The organism is Alishewanella sp. HH-ZS (assembly GCF_001704375.1).
Lineage (GTDB): Bacteria > Pseudomonadota > Gammaproteobacteria > Enterobacterales > Alteromonadaceae > Alishewanella > Alishewanella aestuarii.
Genome location: NZ_LZEJ01000034.1, coordinates 1 through 21,557, shown reverse-complemented (window position 1 = coordinate 21,557; position 21,557 = coordinate 1). Strand labels below are relative to the sequence as shown.

The following is a 21,557-nucleotide window of genomic DNA, read 5'->3' as shown; positions in this document are numbered from 1 at the left end:
ATCTTTGGTTTTTTAATCTAGCAAGCCTTTTTTCGCAGCATAACGCACCAGTTCAACTGAATTGTGCATATTGAGTTTTTCCAGCACTTTACCACGATGATTTTCAGCGGTTTTCACGCTGATATCTAAGGTTCGGGCAATATCTTTGGTTGAGGCACCGGCTATCACCAGATGAAACACTTCCCGCTCCCGATCTGTCAGATTTTTATAAGGATCGTTCAGGCTTTCGTTCGGGCGGCGGTACTGCTCAGCTAACACCTGGGAGGCAAATTGCCCATAGTAGGTTTTACCTGCCGCCAGATTACGGATAGCACTTAATAAGTGCTGGCTGGCGGTCGATTTCACTAAATAGCCATTGGCACCAGCCCGCACCATATGCACGACATATTCTTCCTCTTCATGCATGGTTAACACCAGGATCTGACTCGATTTAAAGCGCTGACTGGCCTGCCGAACGACTTCAAGACCATTTAGTCTGGGCATACTAATATCAACGACCAGTACTTTGGGCGACAGCTTTTCCAACAATGCCAGAGCTTCAACACCATCTGATGCCTGACCAATAACCTCGCAATCCTCTGCTTGCTCAATAATGCTGACTAAGCCTTGTCGTACAATGTCATGATCATCAGCCACGACCACTGTAATCATCTTACCTCCTGCATTGGTACACTCAGTATGATTTTACAGCCCTGATTGACTGCAGATTCAATTAAACAGCGACCACCAAACGAGTACGCCCGATCTTGCATACTGCACAGACCAACCCCCTGCTGTGACTGGGCGTTAAGTTCAAAGCCTATGCCATTATCGACTATCGTCAGGGTTAAGTGGTCTGGTTGCATACGCAACTCAATACTGGCAGAGGTTGCCTTTGCATATTTAACGATATTGGTTAAGGCTTCCTGACAGACCCGAAATACCATAACCTGCAGCTCTTCAGCAAGTTGTATTGTTTGATCCAGCTGTAATTGGATTTGCAGTTCAGGGCAACTGGCCGATATTTGCCGTACCAGCCACGACAGGGCTGCTGGCAAACCTAAATCATCCAAAACCGGTGGCCGCAGCAATCGGGAAATCTGCCGGGTATCCTGCAGCGCCAACTTTGCCAAGTCAAGTGCCCTTTGCTGGCCGGCGCTAACAGGCGCCACACTCAGTTCATTCACCAAAGCTGTCAGCAACTGACCGACACCATCGTGCAGGTCATTGGCAATGCGCTTTTGTGCTTTATCGTTAATTTGCCATACTCGCCGCAAAATGCTTTGCATTTGCTGTGCATTTTGCTGCAACTGCCATTGTAGTTGTCGTTGTTGTAAGCTCAACTTTGCCAGCTGTTGCGCCAGCGCGTCGTCATCGGTCATCAGCAGACCTTAGCGGCGTATTTTCCCGCGCAATAAATGCCGCTTGGGCTTCATCAGGCAAGTTTTTTAGTAAGCGTTTGAACTCTGCCGTATCTGAAACTTTCATTGCTTGATCCTGGCAACGCGCTTGATTTAGACAAAGTTGTAAGTACTCAAAACTAAAATTTCGCCAATAACTGGTTGCACGCCGCAATAACGGTATCGCCTGATTCAACAACTGCGTCACCTTTTCACGATCACCTGATGCCGCAGCCACCCGTGCTTGTAGCTCTAACCAAAGTAAACGTTCAGGTACGTGGTGAAGCAAAATCGCATCGTGTTCTGCTGTAGGTGCTGTCATAGGTTGGCCCTGCAGCAAGTTTAACTGCTGCGTGACAAGAAACATTTTTACATCCAAGCGTGGCAAGGGCTGTTGTTGCAGATTCAGTTGCAGTTGCTGCAACTGCTCTGTTGCTGCCTTCAGGTTAGCAGACGCCATCAACTGATAGATATTGAGCAAGCGCAGGCTTTGCCGTTGCTCATTATTACTGGGATAGCGTTCCTCTTGTTTTAGTAGTGCCAACTGTTGCGCGGCTTTGGTGTATTGTGCACTGTGCTGATACAACTCGACTAACCATAAGCGAAACTCAACAGCTGCTCTGGGGTTGGCCTGCTGTTCCGCTTGCTCAATAAAGCTGAGTAATTGCTGCTCTGCCTGGGTAAAGTTACCATGCAATCCAGCCAATTTGGCCAGAAACGCTTTTGCGATCAAGGTCTCTTCCGTAAGATCAATGGCTGCCGCATCCTCACCGGAAATTTTAAACAGCTGAAAAGCCTGGCCCCATTCGCCTTGCTGCACTTTTAATTGCGCTAGGATTTGCCGTACTTTAATCAGGCTTAGCGCATCATTATTGACGACAGCCGTTTGTTCAGCTTGTTTTAAATACACTTGCGACTGCTCAAACTCAGATAACACAAAATAAATATAGCCCAAATTAATCAGGCTATCGGTTAGCTCCCAGCTATCATCCAAGCGAGTTCGAATGCTAAAGGCTTCATTGTAAAAGTTTTGCGCCTTTCGATAGTTCCCAAGCTCTTCTTCAAGTAACCCGAGGTAATCGGTTGTAACGGCAAGGCCATAATTATCTTGCAGTTGCCGGTAATATTGAATCGCTTGGAGCAGTGCATCATGAGACTGAGAATAATCCCCACTAACCAGCAATACAAAACCTAAATTTGAGGAGGCTTTGGCCATACCGCTTAGCAAATCAACCTGCTGAAATAAACTCAGTGCTTCCTGGTAATGAGGGACCGATTCAGCAAATTTCCCTTGGCGCTGCATCGCCACCCCCAAAGCATTTAGGGTGTCAGCCAGCCCTGCTTTGTCTTTTAAGCGGGTATAAAGTACCTGCGCCTGCAACAAATATTCGTCTACGGCCCGATTAATGTCCCCGGTGCGAATTGCCAGTTTTCCCAGCTGGAGGAAAATTTCCGGATTGGTTTTATCGGTAGTTGCCAAGCGCTGTAATTGTTCACTGGCTAAAGCGTAACGGCTTTGGCTGCTTAATAGTTCTACATATTCCAATGTCAGACTGGTATCAAAGGGCTTGGCAGCTAATAGCCGTTGATAGTGGTTATCAGCCTCGGTGTAACGCTCTTGCAGCACGGCTAAGCGGGCAGCGGCCAGTAAATAGTCATAGCTGTTGGCTGCTGCAAACTGTACAGCCTGCGCATAAGCCTGTTCCGCCTGCAACCAGTTTTGCCGTTGTTGGTGCCAGTCGGCCGCCATCAGGTAACCCACCGCCAGCTGCGGAAAGCTCTGCTGCAAGCGGCTGACTCCTGCCAAAAATGCCGCTTCATCTTGCTGAGTACGAGCCAGCACCACTTGCTGATATAGCGGCTGTGCCGCAGCTGGAAGCGGCGTTGCCGTCGCCAGACCTGGAGCTTCATGTGACCTCAACATCTGTAACAGCTGGTCCATGTTTGCGCTAACCACTGCCGACAAACTATCCTTTTCTACTGTCTGCCGTTGAGACCAAAGTACAGGTAGTAAGGGTTGCCTAAGTTCGGTTACTGTGAAGGCAAGATCAACTTTACGTTCAAGCAAAGTCAGTTGCTGCGATAATAGTACATCCGCCCCCAGTAAATTCCCCAAGTCACGCAGTTGTCGCTCGGTTAAGGGGTGTGTAAACCCCAAATGCTCCAGAGTGGTCGCAACCCGTTGAAGTGGAATAATGCGGACATTACTGGAACGCAGCGCCTCTCCCAGCACTTGTTGCACCAACTCGATCAAAGCACGCTGCTGGGTATTTTCCAAAGCCGGATAAATGGGCATTACCGCCATCGTTAGCGGCAAAGTCAGGGTTTGTGTTTGGGTGTTGTCATCCATCGTCTCACGCTGTACATACCAGAGCCAAAACGTGGACAGCAGCGCTAGCGAGCCCGCCCCCAGCATTAATCCCAAACCTTGCATACGTTTACGTATCGGCTGCGGCGCTTGTAACCAGAGCTGTTTTAACCGTGCGGCATCACGCGACCTGTGCTGCGGATAAGCCGCCAGATTTTCGCTGAAAAACGTTAGCCATTGCGGAAAGTGGCGCTTAATAACGGTTAAATCCGGTTGTTGACGCAGCTTAGCACTTAATTGCTCGGCAAGGCTTGTATGTGCAAAGGGTAAAGTGCCAGTAATCAACTGGTAGAGGGTGCTGGCTACAGCATAATAATCCGATGCCTGGCTGTGAGCCGCGGTTTGAAGAACCTCAGGTGCACTATATGCGGGTGTACAACTCTGATGCGTCACATCTTGCATGGCACTGGCTAAGCCCAGATCGGTTAAATACAAGCGATTATCCGCAGCCACCAAAATATTGTGTGGGGAAATATCGCAATGCAAAATCCCCTGCTGATGAACAGCCTCTGTTGCGGCAATCAGTTGGATACCCAGCTGCGTCACTATCTCAGTACTAGTTTCTAAGTTATCAAGTTGCAGCGACGCCATAGTGCAACCATCGATATAATCCATGGTAAAAAAGGCATGCTCCGCAGACAGATAAAAATCATGTACCCGAATAACATTGGGGTGGGAAATGGTACGGGCTACCAGAATTTCCTGGCGCACCTTGTCGGTGGCGTCTGGTGTCTGTAATAAATCAGCGCGTAAAATTTTTAGCGCAACCTGGCAGTGCAGGTGCATGTCGTCGGCCAGAAAGACGCTGCCATAACTGCCATTGCCCAATAATTTGACCAAGCGAAAGCGCTCGACCAGCACAGTACCGGGCGAGTGGCCACTTATCGCAGATAGAACTTGGGTTACGTCATCAGCACTGCTCAACAGCTTGCCTCTTTAAAACTCAGTCCTCTGAGCTCAATACTAATGCTTTTTAGGTGGCTTGCCGACTATTTACGGTGATTTTTTGCAGAGACTGTTGCAGTTGTTGGCTTAACACACATAAACCAACATTATTTACTAATGCCTGTAACAGCTCCACGTCTAATTGTGACAAAAACTTACACGGCTGCTGGCTATCAATATAAAACACGCCCACCACCTGCTGTTGGAGCCGCAACGGAAAACAGGCAATTGCTGATAAGCGCTTAAATTTTACGCTGGTGCGCTGCGACAAAGCCTGATGCTGTGAAATATCGTTGGCGATAATAGTGGCTCCGCTTAACGCACTTTGCACTGCGCCTAAACTGCCAAAAAACCCTGGCTGGGCCAGATGGCTTTTACTGACTCCGGCGGTACACGCTAGGCGCAAGGATAACACGTCTTCACCGAGTAACACCGCAGCCCGTTCCATCTGGCAAAGTGTTAAGGCATCGCTTAGCAGTTGATTCACTTCGGTAACCAAGGCCGTATCAGCCTGCTGCTTTATCATTTGCAATTGCTGCCGACGCCATTGTTCTAACTGGCGCTGTTGTTGCAACTGCTGCTCTGCCAAAGTCTGAAACAGTACCGGCACATTGCCGACCAGCACCACGCTACCATCTTCCAACAGGCAGCTGTGCTGCTGTAAACCATTAGTGCGAAGCCCATTAACGCTGTTTAGATCAGTCAGCATCCACAGTTGTTCAGTACAGCGCAATTGCGCATGCTGTCTGGATACCGAGGGCTCCGCAATCACAATATCATTATCCGCAGCGCGCCCTATGGTGTAGGCCGCGTGCCCCGCCAACACAAATTGGTCGGCGGCGCGCTGGGGTGTGATCACGGTCAGTTGGGCTCGCATAGCTTATTACAGTGCTAAACGTAATGAATAGGCCAGGGTTTCCGACGCTGCAGCCAGCATACCCGCCACATTATCGATATCACGGGCCGAGCGCCACACATCCGGTAACTCGCCGGCACCGGCATTACTGATTAACAGCTGCGTTTGCTTTAACTCAGCTAAAGCGGCCTTATAACGCCCCGCCAGGACGTCAGTTCTCACTGCGCCAATGCTGCGTTGCAAAGCAACCAGTAACTCGGGCGCAATCTGATTGGCAAACTGATCCAGCATGGCTTCCAGTTTTTGTGCTTTTTGCTGCACAACCTGAGTCACCGGGCGTAAATCCGCAACAATAATAAAGTCTGATAAATTACCCATTTGACCTCTGGCCCGAATACTGCCTGCGCCAGTGGCTATGGTGATATCTTCAAAAGCACCACCTGCATGGGATTTATACAGACGTAATGGCGTATTCACACTGTATTGCAGATTGTGGGTATGCAACTCAATGGTAATAGGGCCGGAAAAACTAAAGCCACTGTTCGCCAGCGGGTCAATACGCACAACTAAAGGAAATGCAGCCTGCTGCTTTATTAAGGCATCCGGTAAACGGCTTTTCACATCCAGCGACAGAGGATCAGCCAGATAGCCGCTGATATTCAGGTTTTTCGCACTTAACCCCATTACATTTTCAAATTTCAGGGTAACATCCACTTCGAAGCCACCAGGCAGGGTAATGGTGGTCTCGGCAGTGTTACCACTGATATGCACCGGGAATGTCGAAGCATTAAGCCCCAGACTGGTGAACAACAGGGCGGCGCCCATCAACATCGTTCTTAACATAATCACTCCATCCTAAATTCGGCTAGCCAAGCATCATAGCATTGGTCAATTAACAAACAACATACTGCAGTAATGATTTCGAGAATAGAATAGGGGATAACCCCTACTTGCCACATTAGCCCTTGCTTTCTAACTGCACAAAACAAAAACAGGCAACCCAAGTTGCCTGTTTTATGTAAACGTTAACTTACACTAGCGCGATTTATAGATAGTAATCTGATAACGCACCGGCTGATACCGCATACTCAGCACGCTTCACCTCTCGGTTAGGTTCAAAGTAAGCAACCAGTTTTGGCTCCAAATCAAAGGGGCCTTGTTCAACAGCAAAGCGTACGTTCATCAAACTCAGTTCCAACGCCAGTTGCACATGACCACGCATAGCTGCTGGGATCTGAGCGCTGTCTCTGACCGGTACTCGCTGACCGCGATAGTCAACCGTCAGGTTGCCGGTAAAGCTTCTCGCTTGTTGTTCCAAGCCAAGTGACTGCACCATGGCATAAGCCAACACATCGCGAGTTACCGAGCCGGCAGCATTAAACTTACCATTTTGCAGTGGTAACACCGCACTTTGCTGTTGCTGGCGATCTTTAAGGGCGCCACCTGTTGCTAATACTGCGTCCACGAAAGGTCTGATCGCATCGGCAATCTTATCGCTGGTGTTAACCACTGGCTCATTTAAATGCGGCCGGTATTGCCGGACAGCAGCTCCCATCACCAGATACTTCGCCAAATCGCCGCGTTTTAACGCATGATCGGGTCTGAATACCTTGCTATTAAAGCTATCCAGTAAGCGCTCACTGACGGCATATTGGATGGCATTTTCCGCTGGGTGTCCCTGAATATCATTTAAACCCGTGTAGCCATCGGAGGCTAAAAAGCTGATGGCGCCGGATACAAATTCTGGCGCACCTGGCCCGTTGGTTACACCCAGTGGATCAGGTGTGACTCCAGCAAGAGAGGTTAAGCCAAAGATGGACAGTTTCCAGGTACCTGGCACTGCCGGCGCGGATACTTTAGTCACATTGCTTAGCACCGGCGTTGACAAGCTACCAAAGTAAACTTCTCCAGTTGGGCTGGTCAATTTCAGTTTTACGGTATTTGCCAAAGGCGTAGCCGATGCTAGGATCCGGGTTACCCCCTCTGCCACCTCAAAGCTAAACTCTTCTGGTTCGCCGATTGGCGAGAAGAACAGTTCAAAGGGTAACTCATCACCGGCCGGACGAATTAATGCATTAGCATTAAAGGTATTGATATTATTCACCGTAGCACGGTAGCCTTCTTTTTCACCAAGTGCTGCAGCTATCGCAGCGTGCGCATTAACATAACCGGCGCCGACTTCAAACGCCTCATAACCCGGCATATTGGTTGCAGTTTCCTGCAGGATACGTTTCACGTCCAGTGGTTGCAGGTTTGGATTTGCCTCTAACATCATGGCGATAATTCCGGAAACATGCGGAGTAGCCATCGAGGTACCTGATATCATGGTGTAGAAGGGTAAGTATTCCGGTTCGATAACCCCAACATCGGCATCGCCACCATTAGCAACGAGGTTGGTTTTAGCGCGGCTGGATATAATATCAACCCCAGGGGCTACCACTGTCACTTCATTGCGGTAGGTCCAGGCAGAGCCATCCGGCATGGTGAAATCACCCGTTTCAAAGCGTGAACCGCGCGAGGAGAAGCCAATTAAATCACCACTTTTGGTGCCGGCACCCACCGAAATACCCCAGGGAATTTGCGCATAAGGGTTATGTGTATCTTCACCCGGCCCGGAGTTACCCGCAGCAAAAACGGTTAAAATGCCCATTTTGTAGGCTTTGTAAGAGGCCACATTAATTGGATTATCCGGTTCAAATTTACCGCTGCCTCCCCAAGAGTTAGTGATCACTCGGATTGGGCTTCTAAAATCAAACATACGGGTGATGGCATAGTCAAAACCACCTAGTGCATCCAGAATAGCAATACCGCCACCTGAGCCATAGCCAACCAGATCCGCATGCACTGCCGCCCCTTTATATTTACCATCAGAGTGACTACCAAAGCCAGCAACAGTCCCCGCAACATGGGTGCCATGCCCGGAGTTGAGGTCGGTATTAAGCTGATTTTCAATCCAGGTGCCAGACACGCCGGTTACGCGTAAGGCCTGGGCATGGGTTAAAGCTTGCGCGTTTTGCACGACTTTAGTGCCATAAGCCAAATCATCTAAAGTAGCGTCGATACCCGAGTCATGTACCAATACCGTTACACCTTTACCGGTATAGGTCAGGCCATTACGATCACGATAAGCTTGCGATTGTACACGCTCGACGCCAGTAAGCTCACGCGCTTCGGCATTAAAATATTGTAATTGCCGGTTTAAAAACACTGAGCGGACATCAGGCATCGTACTGATTTGGTTGATTTGTGCAGCATTCACCAGCACACCAATCATCGGCAGAGACTTAAATTGCACACCTTGGGTAATGCCCAGATCCATCAATCGCTGTACCTGATCGGTGCTAAGCGGGTCCAGCTGGTCGAATGTCACAACAACCATCAGCTGTTCAGCAGCTGGTAGTGTTTGCAATTTCTCTGTGAGCTGTGAGCCGATTACCGCCTGAGCGGCACTGGACAATGAAAAACCGGCAAGGGCCACAGTAAGTAAGGTATTAGTAAGTTTACGGTAGAGCATAGGGTTCTCCTGGTTGAGTCTATGTTGTGTCTGGTGCACAACCTTGACTGCACTTTGCCCCCAAGCACTTTTCAGATCTATCAGGCTTACCCCTTACTTTACTGGGGAAAAACCCCCAGACGGACAGATGCCAGCTTCATTTGGCACTGTCACAGCCTCGTTTTTTAAAACCAGTCCGGATTTAAAAATGGGATTAATGCCAGCGTCAACGCCTGCTGATAAACACCACTGCGACTTAACCGGTTCTGGGTTAACAAACCTATAGCGCCACCAGCCTGTTTAATATTCTGGGTGCCAAACAGCTCGTCCATCACATCGCCCAGCTCCTGGCCCTGCTCCAACGCCTGCAGCGCTGCCTTGGGTAACATTAAACTGGCCGAACGCGCCTTGCCGAGCTTGCCCTGATGTTCAATTAGCATCCAGGCAAAGGTCATCTCACCATCCAAACCGGCCTCTATGGCTACATAAAAATCGGCTGCGCCCTGCTGCTTTAACGCCATTAAGCGGTTTTTCGCTCCGGCATAAGTTTCTTCGCTACTTAGCGGCTGCTCAGCAACACCGGACGGCACGCTAATACCGCGCACCGCAATTGCTTGCTCAGGGAAATTCACCTGAAAACACTGCTCAACCGCCCGGATTTTGGCCGGATTGGCCGAGGCAACTAATATTTGCCAAGTCATTAATTAACCTATATCGTAATTTTTCAACTCATTTTAACATATCGTTTTTTCAGAGACAGACATGTCAGAGCAATCCTACCAAGAACAGCAGAGTTTTCGTTATACCTGGAGCTATTGGTTATGTCTGGCTATCACGCTTTTCTTTATTTATGGCAGCTGGCAACAACTCATTCTGCAGCAACACTTTGGCGATAAACCGGCACCGGATCTGCTACTGATTATATTAACCCTGTTACTGCTGTCATTCTTAGTTATATTGCACTTTTCCAGTTTACAACTTCGACTTGAGCAAGATAGTCTGGCTGTTAGATTTACTCCCTTTTTCTGGCGCTGGCGTAAACATCTGTGGCATGAAATACAAAACTGCAATGTCGTGACCTATCAGCCGTTAGGTGATTATGGTGGCTGGGGTATTCGCGGCACAACGCACAACCGTTGTTATAACGTGTCGGGGAAAAAGGGGCTACTAATCAGGTTTAAAAATGGCGCTAGCTTAATGATTGGAATACAGCAAGAAAATGAGCTCAAGGCCTGGCTAACACGATGGTCCGTTGCATCAGACAATACCATAAGATTATAGGGGTTGAAGCATTGCTCAAAATCGTTTTGACCACTCTGCTGTTGCTGCTATTTATGCCGGTATCGCAAGCTTGCCAGCTTACTATGCAGGCACAACATTTTCCGCCACGCTTTATTAAAGCGGCTGATGGTAGCTGGACCGGCTACAATATTGAGCTTTTTCAAGCACTGGCAAAAGAATTGGGCTGCAGCAGTCAGTTTTTAGAAACCCCTTGGGGGCGCTCTATGCAGTTGCTAGCCAGTGGTGAACTAGACGCGATGAGCAATGTGTCTTATAACGAGCAACGGGCAGAATTTGCCTATTTTATTGGCCCACACCAGCAAGAACAGGTAAAGCTGGTCACTAACCAGGTTCCGGCACCGGATAAAACCTCGCTAACTGATTTAGTTAATGGCAAAGATTTGATTGCCGCTATGCAGGGCATTTACTATGGCGCAGCTTTTGAGCAAGCGTTGGAGACAGCGCCCGCTTTTCGCCAACGCTTAGTCTTTGTTACCCTTAATCAGCAAAAACTGGAGCTGTTTTTAAGCGGCCGGGTGCAATATATGTTGGAAGATCAGCTTAATTTGCAACAGCTCTATTTGCATAATACTCTTAATCCATTGCAACACAAGGCATTGTTTACCTTATATGAAAATCCGGTTTACTTTGCTTTTAGTAAAAAAAGATGGTCAGACAGCCAGCAGCAAGCGCTAAGCAACGCCTGGCAAAAACTGGTGACAGAAGGCAAGGTACAACAATTGCAGCAGCAATATTTTGCAGAGCAGATAACTGACAAGCAACCCTAAACTCGGTCGTCGTTGCGACTCAGCAATGTGGCCAGGTTTAGTTTTTAATGTAGGCGGGCAGAAACAACAAGGGCGTAATCTTTCGAGTTACGCCCTTTTCTGTTGTAGGAGCCTTTGCCCTTTTTCGCTTTTACCACCCGGGGTTGAAACAGCTTACTGGTCACTAAGGCTTTTAGCGCATTGTCGCGAATTTCCCCGCGGCCATGCTCGGTTGCCGCTTGCTTACTCATTATTGCTCTCCTGTATAAAAACGCGCGCAGTCTAACTGCACGCTTAGGTTAACACAATAGTGATTAGTTCAATTTATATACAGTGCTCTGCTGTACTAAAGGGATCTAGGGCTGAGCAGCGGTTAAAAACGCCTGATAGCTACTATTATCTGTTACCAGCCGGTATTCATAACCGAGATTATCCAGATAACCGGCGATGGCACTGTGCTCTGCCACTTCAAAACCCGCCAGCACGTCGCCGGTGGCGGCACCATGGTTGCGGTAGTGAAACAACGTAATATTCCAGTGTTCACCCAGCGTATTCAGAAAATTCATCAGTGCTCCCGGGTATTCCGGGAAGTTAAACTGATACACCTGCTCTTGTAGCTTACGTGGTGGCATGCCACCGACCATATGCCGTACATGCAGTTTGGCCAGCTCGTCGTCCGACAGATCCAGATACTGATAGCCGGCCTCGGTCAGCGCCTTTTTTACCGTATTCAGTTCAGTCTCACCATGGCGCAATTTAATGCCGACAAAGATCTGCGCTTTGTGCTCGCTGGCATAACGGTAGTTAAATTCGGTAATGGCGCGGCCACCCAGGGTTTGGCAAAAACGGCGGAAACTGCCTTTTTCCTCCGGGATGGTTACCGCAAACACCGCTTCTTTTTTCTCGCCCAGCTCACAGCGCTCGGAGACATAGCGCAGGGTATCAAAGTTAAGATTGGCGCCACTAAGGACAGCGGCATAATGCTGCGGCCGCGGTAAGGTGCTGTTCTTTAACAGCTGACTGTATTTCTTGAGCCCGGCCAGCGCCAAAGCACCGGCCGGCTCGGCCACGGCCCGTAAATCATCAAAGATATCTTTGATCGCAGCACAGATTTCATCGCTGCTTACTGTGACCACCTCATCGCAAAACCGTTTGGCCAGATTAAAGTTTTCGCTGCCAATCCGCTTTACTGCCACCCCATCGGCAAATAATCCCACCCGCGGCAAGGTCACCGGCTCACCGGCTGCCAGGGCGGCCTTTAAGCAGGCGGCATCTTCCGGCTCTACACCAATGACTTTGACATGAGGCTGAATGGCTTTGATATAGACCGCCATCCCCGCCATCAGGCCACCACCACCCACCGGAATAAAGACGGCATCCAGGCGGTTATGCTGGCTTAGCAGCTCCTTGGCCACGGTGCCCTGACCGGCTATCACATCTGCATCATCAAAGGGCGGAATATAGATGGCACCTTCGGTTTGCGCTTTTTGCATCGCAAAGCTGTTGGCTTCATCAAAGGCGGTACCATGTAGCACCACCTTGCCACCCAAGGCCCGCACTGCGGCTACTTTAATTTCCGGCGTAGTGATCGGCATCACTATGGTTGCGTCCAGACCTAATTTCGCGGCGGACATCGCCACACCCTGGGCATGGTTACCGGCCGACGCGCAAATCACTTCGGCATCAGGCTGCTGTTGCTGCACTTTATGCAGTTTATGAAAGGCGCCGCGCAGTTTAAAGGAATAAACCGGCTGCTTATCCTCACGCTTTAACAACACCTGCTGCCCAAGGCGGGCGCTTAACTTATGCATTTCATCCAGCGGCGTTTCTACCGCCGCCTGATACACCGGCGACAACAGAATTTCCCGCAGATAGTGCTGCATCACCTCAGCATCGCTGCAGTCGGTTGCTGCCCGTGCCAGATTATCCATTACTGCTCCAGTTTTGACAGATCGCGTACCGCACCCTGGTCGGCACTGCTGGCTAATAACGCATAAGCCTTTAACGCGGCGCTGACCACACGCTGGCGGTTTTCCGGTTTCCAGGCTTTACTGCCCTTGGCTTGCATCGCGGCGCGGCGACTGGCCAGCACCTCGTCACTGACGGCAATGGCAATTTTGCGGTTGGGAATATCAATCTCTATCCGATCACCCTCTTCGACCAGCGCGATAGCGCCGCCGCTGGCGGCTTCCGGTGACACATGACCAATCGATAAGCCTGAGGTACCACCCGAGAAACGACCGTCAGTGATCAGCGCACAGGCTTTGCCCAGCCCCATCGATTTTAAATAACTGGTTGGATACAACATTTCCTGCATCCCCGGACCGCCTTTCGGCCCCTCGTAGCGGATAATAACGGCATCACCGGCCACGACCTTGCCGCCCAGAATGGCGGCAACAGCGTCATCCTGACTTTCAAATACCCGCGCCCGGCCACTAAATACCAGGTTTTCCGGCTCGACACCGGCAGTTTTAACGATACACCCCTTTGGCGCCAGGTTACCAAACAGTACGGCTAACCCCCCATCCTGCGAATAGGCATGCGCCTTATCACGAATGCACCCCTCCGCCCGATCATCATCTAATGACGGGTAACGGCAATTTTGCGAAAACGCCTGAGTGGTGCGGATCCCGGCCGGACCGGCCAGGTAAAACTGTTTTACTTGTTGATCGGTAGTGGTTTTAATATCCCACTTCGCCAACACCTCAGCCAGTGAGCTACCGGCAACATGCGGCGTATTGGGGTTCAGTAAACCGGCGCGGTTCAGCTCCGCCAGGATCGCAATCACGCCACCGGCACGATGCACATCTTCCATATGATATTTCTGGGTAGAGGGCGCCACCTTACTCAGGTGCGGCACGATACGCGATAAGCGGTCGATATCAGCCATGGTAAAGTCCACTTCGGCTTCAATAGCGGCAGCCAGTAAATGCAACACCGTATTGGTTGAACCGCCCATCGCGATATCCAGCATCATGGCGTTTTCAAAGGCAACCTTATTGGCAATGCTACGCGGTAGGGCCGTAACATCATCGTCTTGGTACCAACGCTTACACAGCTCCATAACCCGGAAACCGGCTTGCACAAATAATTCTTTGCGATCGGCATGGGTTGCCAGTAAAGAGCCATTGCCCGGCTGCGCCAGGCCCAATGCTTCCACCAGACAGTTCATCGAGTTGGCGGTAAACATCCCTGAGCAGCTGCCGCAGGTTGGGCAGGCACTCTTTTCAATTTGCTCGCTTTGGGCATCGCTGACCTTGGGATCGGCCGCCGATACCATGGCATCAACCAGATCCAGCTTGATAATTTGATCCGAGAGTTTGGTTTTACCGGCTTCCATTGGCCCGCCGGAAACAAAGATCACCGGAATATTTAACCGCAGCGCGGCCATCAGCATACCCGGGGTGATCTTGTCACAGTTCGAGATACAGACCATGGCATCGGCACAGTGGGCATTCACCATATATTCTACCGAGTCCGCGATCAGCTCCCGCGACGGCAGGCTGTACAGCATACCGCCATGCCCCATGGCAATGCCATCATCAACCGCGATGGTATTAAATTCTTTAGCGATACCGCCGGCTTCAACAATGCTGGCGGCTACCAGCTTACCGAGGTCGCGCAAATGCACATGGCCGGGAACAAATTCGACAAAGGAGTTAACCACCGCCACTATCGGCTTGCCGAAGTCGGTATCTTTTACACCGGTGGCCCGCCATAAGGCACGGGCGCCCGCCATATTACGGCCTTCGGTGACGGTAGCGGATCTGAGTTTTGGCATCTTGTTATCCTGTAAAAAACGTAAGTCAATTAAGCACGATTAGGCACGCAGCACAGCAACATCAGCCGAAGCCAATTCCAGCTGCTGTACGTCATATAACTTCACCAGCTGACTGGTCAGTAGCGTAATGGGTTTCTCACTTTGCACTGTCAGGGTAATTTGTAAACCGGCCCGGTCAGTTAGCGGGGTCATCGCCAGGCCAGCCAGCTGATAACCACGATAACGGGTTACCTGCAGTAAACGCTCTACCACGCTGGCTTCATTGCGGGTGGTGATATTCAGGGTATGTTGCATCAGTTCGTCTCCGTCAGCATATCTTCGTTCGCGGCACCTGGCGGTACTAAAGGCCAGACGTTGTCTTTTTCATCGATCCGTACGTGTAATAAATAGGGCCCCGGCCAGCTAAACATCGCTTCCAGCGCGCTTGCCACTTCATCTTTGCGGGTAATGGTATGGCCGGGAATGGCGAAGGCCGCTGCCAGCGCCACAAAATCCGGGTTATCCGATAAATCGGTTTCGCTATAGCGTTCATTAAAGAACAGTTGCTGCCACTGCTTCACCATGCCCAGCCGTTGGTTATCGATAATGACGATCTTCACCGGCAGCCGGAAGCGCTTGATAGTACCCAGCTCCTGCACGTTCATCATAAAGGAGCCATCGCCACTGACGGCGATAACCGTGCCCTGTGGCCGTGCCAGCTTGGCACCAATTGCCGCCGGTAAACCAAAGCCCATGGTGCCTAAGCCGCCGCTGGATAAATGATTGCGCGGGCTATTAAAACGCATATGCTGCGCCACCCACATCTGATGCTGGCCTACATCGCAGCACACCACGCTGTTATCCGGCATCCGTTCACTCAGTTGTTTCAGCATAAGAGGAGCAAAAATTCGTTCACCCGGATGATCATAGCGCCAGCCATATTGCTGCTTTAATTGCTGACAATGCGTCAGCCAGTCAGCACATTGGGTGGCGGTACTGATCGCCGGCAGAATTTGCTTCATATCGCCCAGCAAGGCACAGTCTGCAAAGCGCACCTTATTAATTTCTGCCGGATCGATATCCACATGAATCACTTTGGCGTGCGGCGCAAACTTATCCAGCTTACCGGTTACCCGGTCATCAAAGCGTGCCCCCAAACAGATCAGTAAGTCAGATTGCTGCACCGCCAAATTAGCGGCCTGGGTGCCATGCATCCCCAGCATGCCCAGATAGTGCGGGTTAGCCCGGGCCACCGAGCCCATGCCTTTTAACGTCGTGACTGATGGCATCTCACTTTCGGCCAGAAAAGCCTGTAACTGTGGCAGCGCATCCGCCATCTGCACACCACCACCGATATAGGCAATCGGCTTTTTCGCCTGCGCGATCAGCTGCCGCGCTTTGGCCGCATTAGCCAGTGAGGTCGCTAAGCGGGCAGTTGGCAGCGTTGGCCACTCGGGCTCACTGACCTCAGCCAGTTGAATATCTTTTGGAATATCGACTAAAACCGGGCCGGGGCGGCCACTTTGTGCCAGCCGGAAGGCTTCCTGTAACGTATGCGCCAGCTCATTGACATCGCGGACCATAAAGCTGTGTTTGGTTACGCCCAACGATAAGCCTAAAACATCGACTTCCTGAAAGGCATCGGTCCCCATCACCGCTTGTGATACCTGACCGGTAATGGCGACCAGCGGTACCGAGTCCAGCAGGGCATCAGCCAGCGAGGTAATCAGGTTAGTGGCGCCAGGGCCAGATGTCGCTAAACAGACGCCAACCTTGCCAGAAGCGCGGGCATAGCCGATAGCCGAAAAGGCGCCGCCCTGTTCATGCCGGCACAAATAGTGTTTAACGGTGCTGTGATAAATCGCATCGTAAATTGGCATAATAGCGCCGCCCGGGTAACCAAAGATGGTGTCTACCCCCTGCTGCTGTAATACCTTTAATACCAATTCTGCGCCTTTCATTTGCTGTTGCCCTTTTTGCTTGTTGCCCGAATCAATTTTCACCAGCCCTGAAACGACAAAACCCCCGGTCCTTGCGGAGCGGGGGTTTTGCTGGAAGTCGACTTAGTGTGCGCTATCGTTCCAATACACCGCCCCCGCGGAGATTAATAATCACCACGATTACGAGGACAATGATGTTCAGAACGGCTGCTAAACGCATTTAATACTCACTAACTCTTACGGTTAATTGTTGTTGCTTTAATCAAAAAGCAGATTGGCTATATTAATAGACGTCTATCTGTCCGGAGTCAACCGCTTTTTGCTGAAAAAATGACTTTTGCTGAAAATAATTAAAATTTGTATCGCCGGCAGTGAGCCGCTAGAGTATCTGTACAGGTGTAAAACAGCAGGTCGCCACGGCCGTGGACCAACTTGAGTTATTTGAGCTACCGAACCCCTGCATTGGGGTGTGTGAGAGCAATCAACGCGGTTATTGCAAGGGCTGCCTGCGCTCGCGCGAAGAGCGCTTTAACTGGCATCTGAAGCCGGCAGCAGAGCGGGCGCGTATTTTAAAACTGCTGGCGCAGCGCCGGGCGCGCTTACAGCAGAAGGCTAATGCCGGGTCACAACCTGAGCCGCAACCCGGTTCACTGGATTTGTTCTAGGCTTTTTTCACCAGACTAATCAGATATAGCAACACCACAGCACCCACTGTTGCGGTAATCAGTGAGCCAATCAAACCAAAGGCTTTTAACCCCAAGGCACCAAACAGCATACCGCCCAGGAAGGAGCCGACGATCCCGACTACGATATTACCCAGCACACCAAAGCCACGGCCTTTCATAATATTGCCGGCTAACCAGCCAGCGACCGCACCGATAATCAGAAACAGAATAAAATTCATAATATCCCTCTTTGTTTATTGTTTTTAGTCAGCAGCTTAACTGTATAAAACACAACACAGAAACTGCGATACGCAACAGCGTAAATTACTTTTAGACTAAAAGACTAATTTCTTCCACTGTTAGATGACGATACTCGCCCTCAGCCAAGTCTGCCGGCAGCTGTAAAGCACCAATCCGCTCGCGATGGAGTCGCTCGACTTTATTACCAATAGCAGCAAACATCCGTTTTACCTGATGGTAGCGGCCTTCGTGAATGGTGAGCAGTGCTTCATGCGTTGCCACTAGCTCTAATTGTGCTGGCTTGGTTGGCTCTTTTTCGCCACGAAGCATTACACCAGTTGCAAATTGGGCAATGGCGTCAGCTGGGATAGGATCTGCAGTCCAAACCCGGTAGGTTTTGGCGACATGGTGTTTTGGTGAGCTTAAGCGATGTGACCACTGACCATCGTCAGTCAATAGCAGCAAACCTGTAGTATCCAAATCCAGCCGGCCAACGGTATGTAAACGTTCAACCAGCGGTTCATCCAGCAAGGTAAAAACAATAGGGTGTTCGGGGTCATCATTGGCGCAGACATAGCCGGCAGGCTTATGCAACATAATATAGCGTGGGCCGATCAGCTGTAGTGGCTCACCGTCGAGCTCCACCTGATCAGTTACACTGACCTGACGGGCAGCTTGCTTAACCGGCTCACCATTAATACTGACTAAACCCTGACGGATACTTTTGCCGGCCTGCGAACGGGTCAGACCGGTGCAATCACAAATAAACTTATCTAAACGCATAATTCACCCTGTTGATGAATGTAGTTTAGCCCGCTCTTAGCGCCGAGACTATAAAATTCGGATTCAGTAGTTGTTCGCGATGGTAAACCGGGCCGCTGATGCCGTCAAATTGTACGGTTGCGCCGGCCTCTAATGCCACGATATGACCGGCAGCCGTGTCCCACTGCATCGTCGGGCCAAAGCGTGGATAAACATCGGCCACCCCTTCGGCGACGAGACAGAACTTCAAAGAACTGCCTACTGCAACCATCTGATGCTGCGGGAATTGTGCTAGATAGCCCGCTAAATCCGGGCTGGGGTGGCTACGACTGCCAACCACCCGAACCCGATCGGAAGTTTGACTAACCTGAATTGACTGGCTACCGGCTGCGGTTTTTAGCCAAGCGCCCTGACCTCTGGCCGCATAATAGGTTTTTGCCAGCACTGGCGCATGCACCACACCCAGAACCGGCTCACCTTGCTCGATCAACGCGATATTGACGGTAAATTCACCATTGCGTTTGATAAATTCCTTAGTGCCATCCAACGGGTCGACCAGCCAGTAACGTTGCCAGTGTTGCCGTACTGCCCAGCTAATATTGGCGGCTTCTTCCGATAAAATGGGAATATCCGGCGTCAGCGCCGTCAGGGCATCAACAATCAGCTTGTGCGCCGCCAGATCGGCGGCCGTCAGCGGTGAAGTATCGGCTTTGTCAGTAACATTAAACTGACTGCTATCCTGCTGATAAATCTCTAAGATTGCCTGGCCGGCTTGTTCAGCAATATCAATAACCTGTTGCAGATAAGACATAGACTTTTCCGTTATTTAGCTGGTGCCGGGATGATCGCCCTCGCAACCAGTAAGTCGAGCAAGAGTTGTACACTTTGCTCTAATGAGAATTCTGCAGTATTCAGCACTAAATCGGCAGCCTCTGGCGCCTCGTAGGGATCCGAGATACCGGTGAATTGCTGAATTTCGCCGGCGCGGGCTTTTTTATATAAGCCTTTAACATCACGCTTTTCACACTCTTCAAGCGGCGTGGCGATATAAATTTCCAGAAATTTCCCCGGCGGCAACATCTGTTTTACCCGCTCACGCTGCTCGCGCAACGGCGAAATAAAGGCGCTTAGTACGACTAAACCGGCGTCGACCATTAAGTCAGCGACAGCAGCAACCCGGCGTAAATTTTCACTGCGATCGGCTGCGCTAAAGCCTAAATCTGCACATAAACCATGCCGGACATTATCTCCGTCCAGCAAATAGGTGTGCACACCACGCGCCAGTAAAGCTTGTTCAAGGGCATTGGCAACGGTCGATTTACCCGAACCACTTAAACCGGTAAACCATAATACTGTACTTTGATGGCCCTTTAGCCGGGCACGGGCCGCCGCATCAATCTGATACGGCTGCCATTGAATGTGACTCGCTTTGTTGCTTTCTGTCATACCGCCTGCCTTTGGAATTTTGGTTACTGTATCAGCATCCCCGAGAAAGATCAGCCACTTAAGCCAGCCGGGTTAACGGCTGGGCAAAGACTGCCGCCGCAGGTCTTTGCCCAAACCAATGCAACTGCGATTGTAACGCTACCACTTCGCCGATCACTAATAAGGCTGGTGAAACCACCTGTTGCTGCTCGACCAATTGGGCTAATTCAGACAAGGTGCCGGTGATCACCCGTTGTTCACGACGGGTACCATTTTCAATAATCGCCAGCGGCGTTGCCGGATCCCGGCCAAAACTAACAAGCTGCTGTTGGATATCCGCTGCTTTTAGAATACCCATATAAATCGCCAGCGTCTGATGTGGCCGGCTCATACTGTACCAGTCTGGCTCATCGCCGGCTTTACGACAATGGCCGGTCACAAACTGCACACTTTGCGCATAATCCCGATGGGTTAACGGAATACCGGCATAGGCGGCGCAACCGGCTGCGGCAGTAATACCCGGCACCACCTGAAACGGGATCTGCTCTGGCAACAGGGCTTCAATTTCCTCGCCACCGCGGCCAAAAATAAAGGGGTCACCGCCTTTTAGGCGACAGACTTTGTTACCTTGTTTCGCCAGTTGTACCAGCAGCGCATTGGTATCCTGCTGTGGCACCGAGTGCGCACCGGCTTTTTTGCCAACACAAATCCGCTCCGCATCACGGCGTACCAGCTCCATAATCTGTGGCGACACCAGATAATCGTAAACCACTACATCGGCTTGCTGCATCAGTTGTAAGGCTTTTAACGTTAATAACTCCGGATCGCCCGGGCCGGCACCGACAATCCATACTTCGCCCTGCCGTGGTTGTTCACTCTGCAGCATCTCTGCTAACTGTTGCTCCGCTTGCTGTGGCCGGTTCGCCTCCAGTTGTCTTACCACATCTGAGTCAAATACCCGCTCCCAGAACTGACGCCGCGCCGCAAAACCCTGAAATTTCGCTTTGACCTGGTCACGAAAACGACCAACCAATTCCGCCAGTGGCCCCAGATGTTGTGGTAACAGCGTTTCTAACTTTTCCCTTAACCGACGGGCTAATACCGGGGCGGTACCAAAGCTGGAAATGGCAATTAAGATCGGGTTGCGATCAATAATCGATGGAAAAATAAAGCCACACTTTGGCTGATCATCAACGGTGTTAACCAGCATATTGCGCTCTGTCGCTGCTTGGTAAACCGCAGCATTCACCTCGTCATTATCGGTGGCGGCAATCACCAGCAACTTGCCATCCAGCAGCTGAGGAGTAAAAAAACCGGGTAACAACTCGGCTTTGCCCTGTTGCTGCCACTGAAGAAATTCCGGCGCAAAATCCGGCGCTACCACGGTTAAGCGGGCGCCGGCGCTCAATAAGGTACCGGCTTTGCGCAGCGCCACACTGCCGCCGCCGACAATCAGCACCGGTTTATCGGTTAGTTTTACAAAAAGTGGCAGATACTGCACAGTCGCCTCGGGTTGCAGCCTTTATTATCAGACTGACAGCTTACCCAGCAGCGCGGCAAAGCGGAAATAGCAATTTGCGCTCAGTTATAACCAAAGGCTATCAAAAGTAGCGTTATTTATACTCAAGCTAATAAGGTAGCGGTATATTTCAGAATCGAGTAGGAGGCGGGATCAC

The 21,557-nt window shown here is 50.6% G+C and carries 20 protein-coding genes; 3 read left to right on the top strand and 17 right to left on the bottom strand.

From position 1 onward, the window contains the following. Positions 1-12 precede the first annotated feature (12 nt). The 7 genes from A9165_RS12960 to yjjX form a co-directional block, all read right to left on the bottom strand. Positions 13-651 (bottom strand): response regulator transcription factor, encoded by a 639-nt coding sequence (locus A9165_RS12960; RefSeq protein WP_065956199.1) that lies wholly within the window; start codon positions 649-651, stop codon positions 13-15. Next, positions 648-1,361 carry a sensor histidine kinase gene (locus tag A9165_RS12955; protein WP_065956198.1) on the bottom strand — a complete coding sequence of 238 codons (714 nt, stop codon included), beginning with the start codon at positions 1,359-1,361 and terminating at the stop codon, positions 648-650. The genes A9165_RS12960 and A9165_RS12955 overlap by 4 nt, the downstream gene beginning before the upstream one ends. Next, on the bottom strand, positions 1,351-4,671 hold the full coding sequence (locus tag A9165_RS12950; protein WP_065956197.1) for a protein kinase: 3,321 nt from the start codon (positions 4,669-4,671) through the stop codon (positions 1,351-1,353). Before A9165_RS12950 ends, A9165_RS12955 begins: the two co-directional genes overlap by 11 nt. Before the next feature lie 49 nt (positions 4,672-4,720). Then, on the bottom strand, positions 4,721-5,569 hold the full coding sequence (locus A9165_RS12945) for an FHA domain-containing protein (protein WP_065956196.1): 849 nt from the start codon (positions 5,567-5,569) through the stop codon (positions 4,721-4,723). A gap of 6 nt (positions 5,570-5,575) precedes the next feature. Further along, the gene (locus A9165_RS12940) at positions 5,576-6,391 is read right to left on the bottom strand and encodes a DUF6689 family protein (RefSeq protein WP_065956195.1); all 816 of its coding nucleotides are present in this window, start codon (positions 6,389-6,391) and stop codon (positions 5,576-5,578) included. Between the two features lie 202 nt (positions 6,392-6,593). Next, positions 6,594-9,062: a S8 family serine peptidase gene (locus tag A9165_RS12935; protein ID WP_065956194.1), complete on the bottom strand. Its 2,469-nt coding sequence runs from the start codon at positions 9,060-9,062 to the stop codon at positions 6,594-6,596. A 164-nt stretch (positions 9,063-9,226) separates the two neighbouring features. Next, positions 9,227-9,742: an inosine/xanthosine triphosphatase gene (gene yjjX, locus A9165_RS12930; RefSeq protein WP_008606409.1), complete on the bottom strand. Its 516-nt coding sequence runs from the start codon at positions 9,740-9,742 to the stop codon at positions 9,227-9,229. Between the two features lie 61 nt (positions 9,743-9,803). Here yjjX and A9165_RS12925 point away from each other — a divergent pair, with 61 nt between their 5' ends. Next, a complete protein-coding gene (locus A9165_RS12925) occupies positions 9,804-10,322 on the top strand; it encodes a hypothetical protein (protein WP_065956193.1) in 519 nt (172 codons plus the stop codon). A gap of 11 nt (positions 10,323-10,333) precedes the next feature. Continuing rightward, complete coding sequence (locus tag A9165_RS12920) at positions 10,334-11,110, top strand: ABC transporter substrate-binding protein (protein WP_065956192.1); 777 nt, start codon at positions 10,334-10,336, stop codon at positions 11,108-11,110. Positions 11,111-11,154: 44 nt separating this feature from the next. Here the strand turns inward: A9165_RS12920 and A9165_RS12915 are convergent, their stop codons facing one another. The 5 genes from A9165_RS12915 to ilvG all read right to left on the bottom strand — a co-directional run bounded on the left by A9165_RS12915 (position 11,155) and on the right by ilvG (position 16,810). Continuing rightward, positions 11,155-11,340, bottom strand: a complete 186-nt coding sequence (locus A9165_RS12915) for a ribosome alternative rescue factor ArfA (protein WP_065956191.1) — start codon at positions 11,338-11,340, stop codon at positions 11,155-11,157. Positions 11,341-11,445: 105 nt separating this feature from the next. Next, on the bottom strand, positions 11,446-13,020 hold the full coding sequence (gene ilvA / locus A9165_RS12910; RefSeq protein WP_065956190.1) for a threonine ammonia-lyase, biosynthetic: 1,575 nt from the start codon (positions 13,018-13,020) through the stop codon (positions 11,446-11,448). Then, positions 13,020-14,870, bottom strand: a complete 1,851-nt coding sequence (ilvD, locus tag A9165_RS12905) for a dihydroxy-acid dehydratase (RefSeq protein WP_065956189.1) — start codon at positions 14,868-14,870, stop codon at positions 13,020-13,022. Before ilvD ends, ilvA begins: the two co-directional genes overlap by 1 nt. Before the next feature lie 39 nt (positions 14,871-14,909). Further along, positions 14,910-15,164 carry an acetolactate synthase 2 small subunit gene (gene ilvM, locus A9165_RS12900; protein WP_008606405.1) on the bottom strand — a complete coding sequence of 85 codons (255 nt, stop codon included), beginning with the start codon at positions 15,162-15,164 and terminating at the stop codon, positions 14,910-14,912. Then, positions 15,164-16,810 carry an acetolactate synthase 2 catalytic subunit gene (gene ilvG, locus A9165_RS12895; protein ID WP_065956218.1) on the bottom strand — a complete coding sequence of 549 codons (1,647 nt, stop codon included), beginning with the start codon at positions 16,808-16,810 and terminating at the stop codon, positions 15,164-15,166. Before ilvG ends, ilvM begins: the two co-directional genes overlap by 1 nt. Before the next feature lie 401 nt (positions 16,811-17,211). Between ilvG and A9165_RS12890 the strand changes: the two genes are divergently transcribed. Beyond that, a complete protein-coding gene (locus A9165_RS12890; RefSeq protein ID WP_008984885.1) occupies positions 17,212-17,454 on the top strand; it encodes a DUF1289 domain-containing protein in 243 nt (80 codons plus the stop codon). On the opposite strand, the gene A9165_RS12885 is transcribed toward A9165_RS12890, so the two are convergent. From A9165_RS12885 to cysG, 5 genes are all read right to left on the bottom strand, one after another. Beyond that, the gene (locus A9165_RS12885; protein ID WP_008606402.1) at positions 17,451-17,693 is read right to left on the bottom strand and encodes a GlsB/YeaQ/YmgE family stress response membrane protein; all 243 of its coding nucleotides are present in this window, start codon (positions 17,691-17,693) and stop codon (positions 17,451-17,453) included. The two genes, A9165_RS12890 and A9165_RS12885, sit on opposite strands and share 4 nt — an antisense overlap. A gap of 91 nt (positions 17,694-17,784) precedes the next feature. Continuing rightward, positions 17,785-18,477, bottom strand: a complete 693-nt coding sequence (rsuA, locus tag A9165_RS12880) for a 16S rRNA pseudouridine(516) synthase RsuA (RefSeq protein ID WP_065956188.1) — start codon at positions 18,475-18,477, stop codon at positions 17,785-17,787. A 25-nt stretch (positions 18,478-18,502) separates the two neighbouring features. Next, positions 18,503-19,267 carry a 3'(2'),5'-bisphosphate nucleotidase CysQ gene (gene cysQ, locus A9165_RS12875; RefSeq protein ID WP_065956187.1) on the bottom strand — a complete coding sequence of 255 codons (765 nt, stop codon included), beginning with the start codon at positions 19,265-19,267 and terminating at the stop codon, positions 18,503-18,505. Between the two features lie 11 nt (positions 19,268-19,278). Next, positions 19,279-19,902 carry an adenylyl-sulfate kinase gene (cysC, locus tag A9165_RS12870; RefSeq protein WP_065956186.1) on the bottom strand — a complete coding sequence of 208 codons (624 nt, stop codon included), beginning with the start codon at positions 19,900-19,902 and terminating at the stop codon, positions 19,279-19,281. Positions 19,903-19,960: 58 nt separating this feature from the next. Beyond that, on the bottom strand, positions 19,961-21,382 hold the full coding sequence (gene cysG, locus A9165_RS12865) for a siroheme synthase CysG (protein WP_065956185.1): 1,422 nt from the start codon (positions 21,380-21,382) through the stop codon (positions 19,961-19,963). Positions 21,383-21,557: the final 175 nt, after the last annotated feature.

Bases quoted from the DNA above. Each gene is read 5' to 3' on its own strand.
- ilvD (WP_065956189.1), bottom strand. From the start codon at position 14,870: ATGCCAAAACTCAGATCCGCTACCGTCACCGAAGGCCGTAATATGGCG.
- yjjX (WP_008606409.1), bottom strand. From the start codon at position 9,742: ATGACTTGGCAAATATTAGTTGCCTCGGCCAATCCGGCCAAAATCCGG.
- A9165_RS12955 (WP_065956198.1), bottom strand. From the start codon at position 1,361: ATGACCGATGACGACGCGCTGGCGCAACAGCTGGCAAAGTTGAGCTTA.
- A9165_RS12885 (WP_008606402.1), bottom strand. From the start codon at position 17,693: ATGAATTTTATTCTGTTTCTGATTATCGGTGCGGTCGCTGGCTGGTTA.
- A9165_RS12960 (WP_065956199.1), bottom strand. From the start codon at position 651: ATGATTACAGTGGTCGTGGCTGATGATCATGACATTGTACGACAAGGC.
- ilvM (WP_008606405.1), bottom strand. From the start codon at position 15,164: ATGCAACATACCCTGAATATCACCACCCGCAATGAAGCCAGCGTGGTA.
- A9165_RS12915 (WP_065956191.1), bottom strand. From the start codon at position 11,340: ATGAGTAAGCAAGCGGCAACCGAGCATGGCCGCGGGGAAATTCGCGAC.
- ilvA (WP_065956190.1), bottom strand. From the start codon at position 13,020: ATGGATAATCTGGCACGGGCAGCAACCGACTGCAGCGATGCTGAGGTG.
- A9165_RS12940 (WP_065956195.1), bottom strand. From the start codon at position 6,391: ATGTTAAGAACGATGTTGATGGGCGCCGCCCTGTTGTTCACCAGTCTG.
- cysQ (WP_065956187.1), bottom strand. From the start codon at position 19,267: ATGTCTTATCTGCAACAGGTTATTGATATTGCTGAACAAGCCGGCCAG.
- A9165_RS12935 (WP_065956194.1), bottom strand. From the start codon at position 9,062: ATGCTCTACCGTAAACTTACTAATACCTTACTTACTGTGGCCCTTGCC.
- A9165_RS12925 (WP_065956193.1), top strand. From the start codon at position 9,804: ATGTCAGAGCAATCCTACCAAGAACAGCAGAGTTTTCGTTATACCTGG.
- rsuA (WP_065956188.1), bottom strand. From the start codon at position 18,477: ATGCGTTTAGATAAGTTTATTTGTGATTGCACCGGTCTGACCCGTTCG.
- A9165_RS12945 (WP_065956196.1), bottom strand. From the start codon at position 5,569: ATGCGAGCCCAACTGACCGTGATCACACCCCAGCGCGCCGCCGACCAA.
- ilvG (WP_065956218.1), bottom strand. From the start codon at position 16,810: ATGAAAGGCGCAGAATTGGTATTAAAGGTATTACAGCAGCAGGGGGTA.
- cysC (WP_065956186.1), bottom strand. From the start codon at position 19,902: ATGACAGAAAGCAACAAAGCGAGTCACATTCAATGGCAGCCGTATCAG.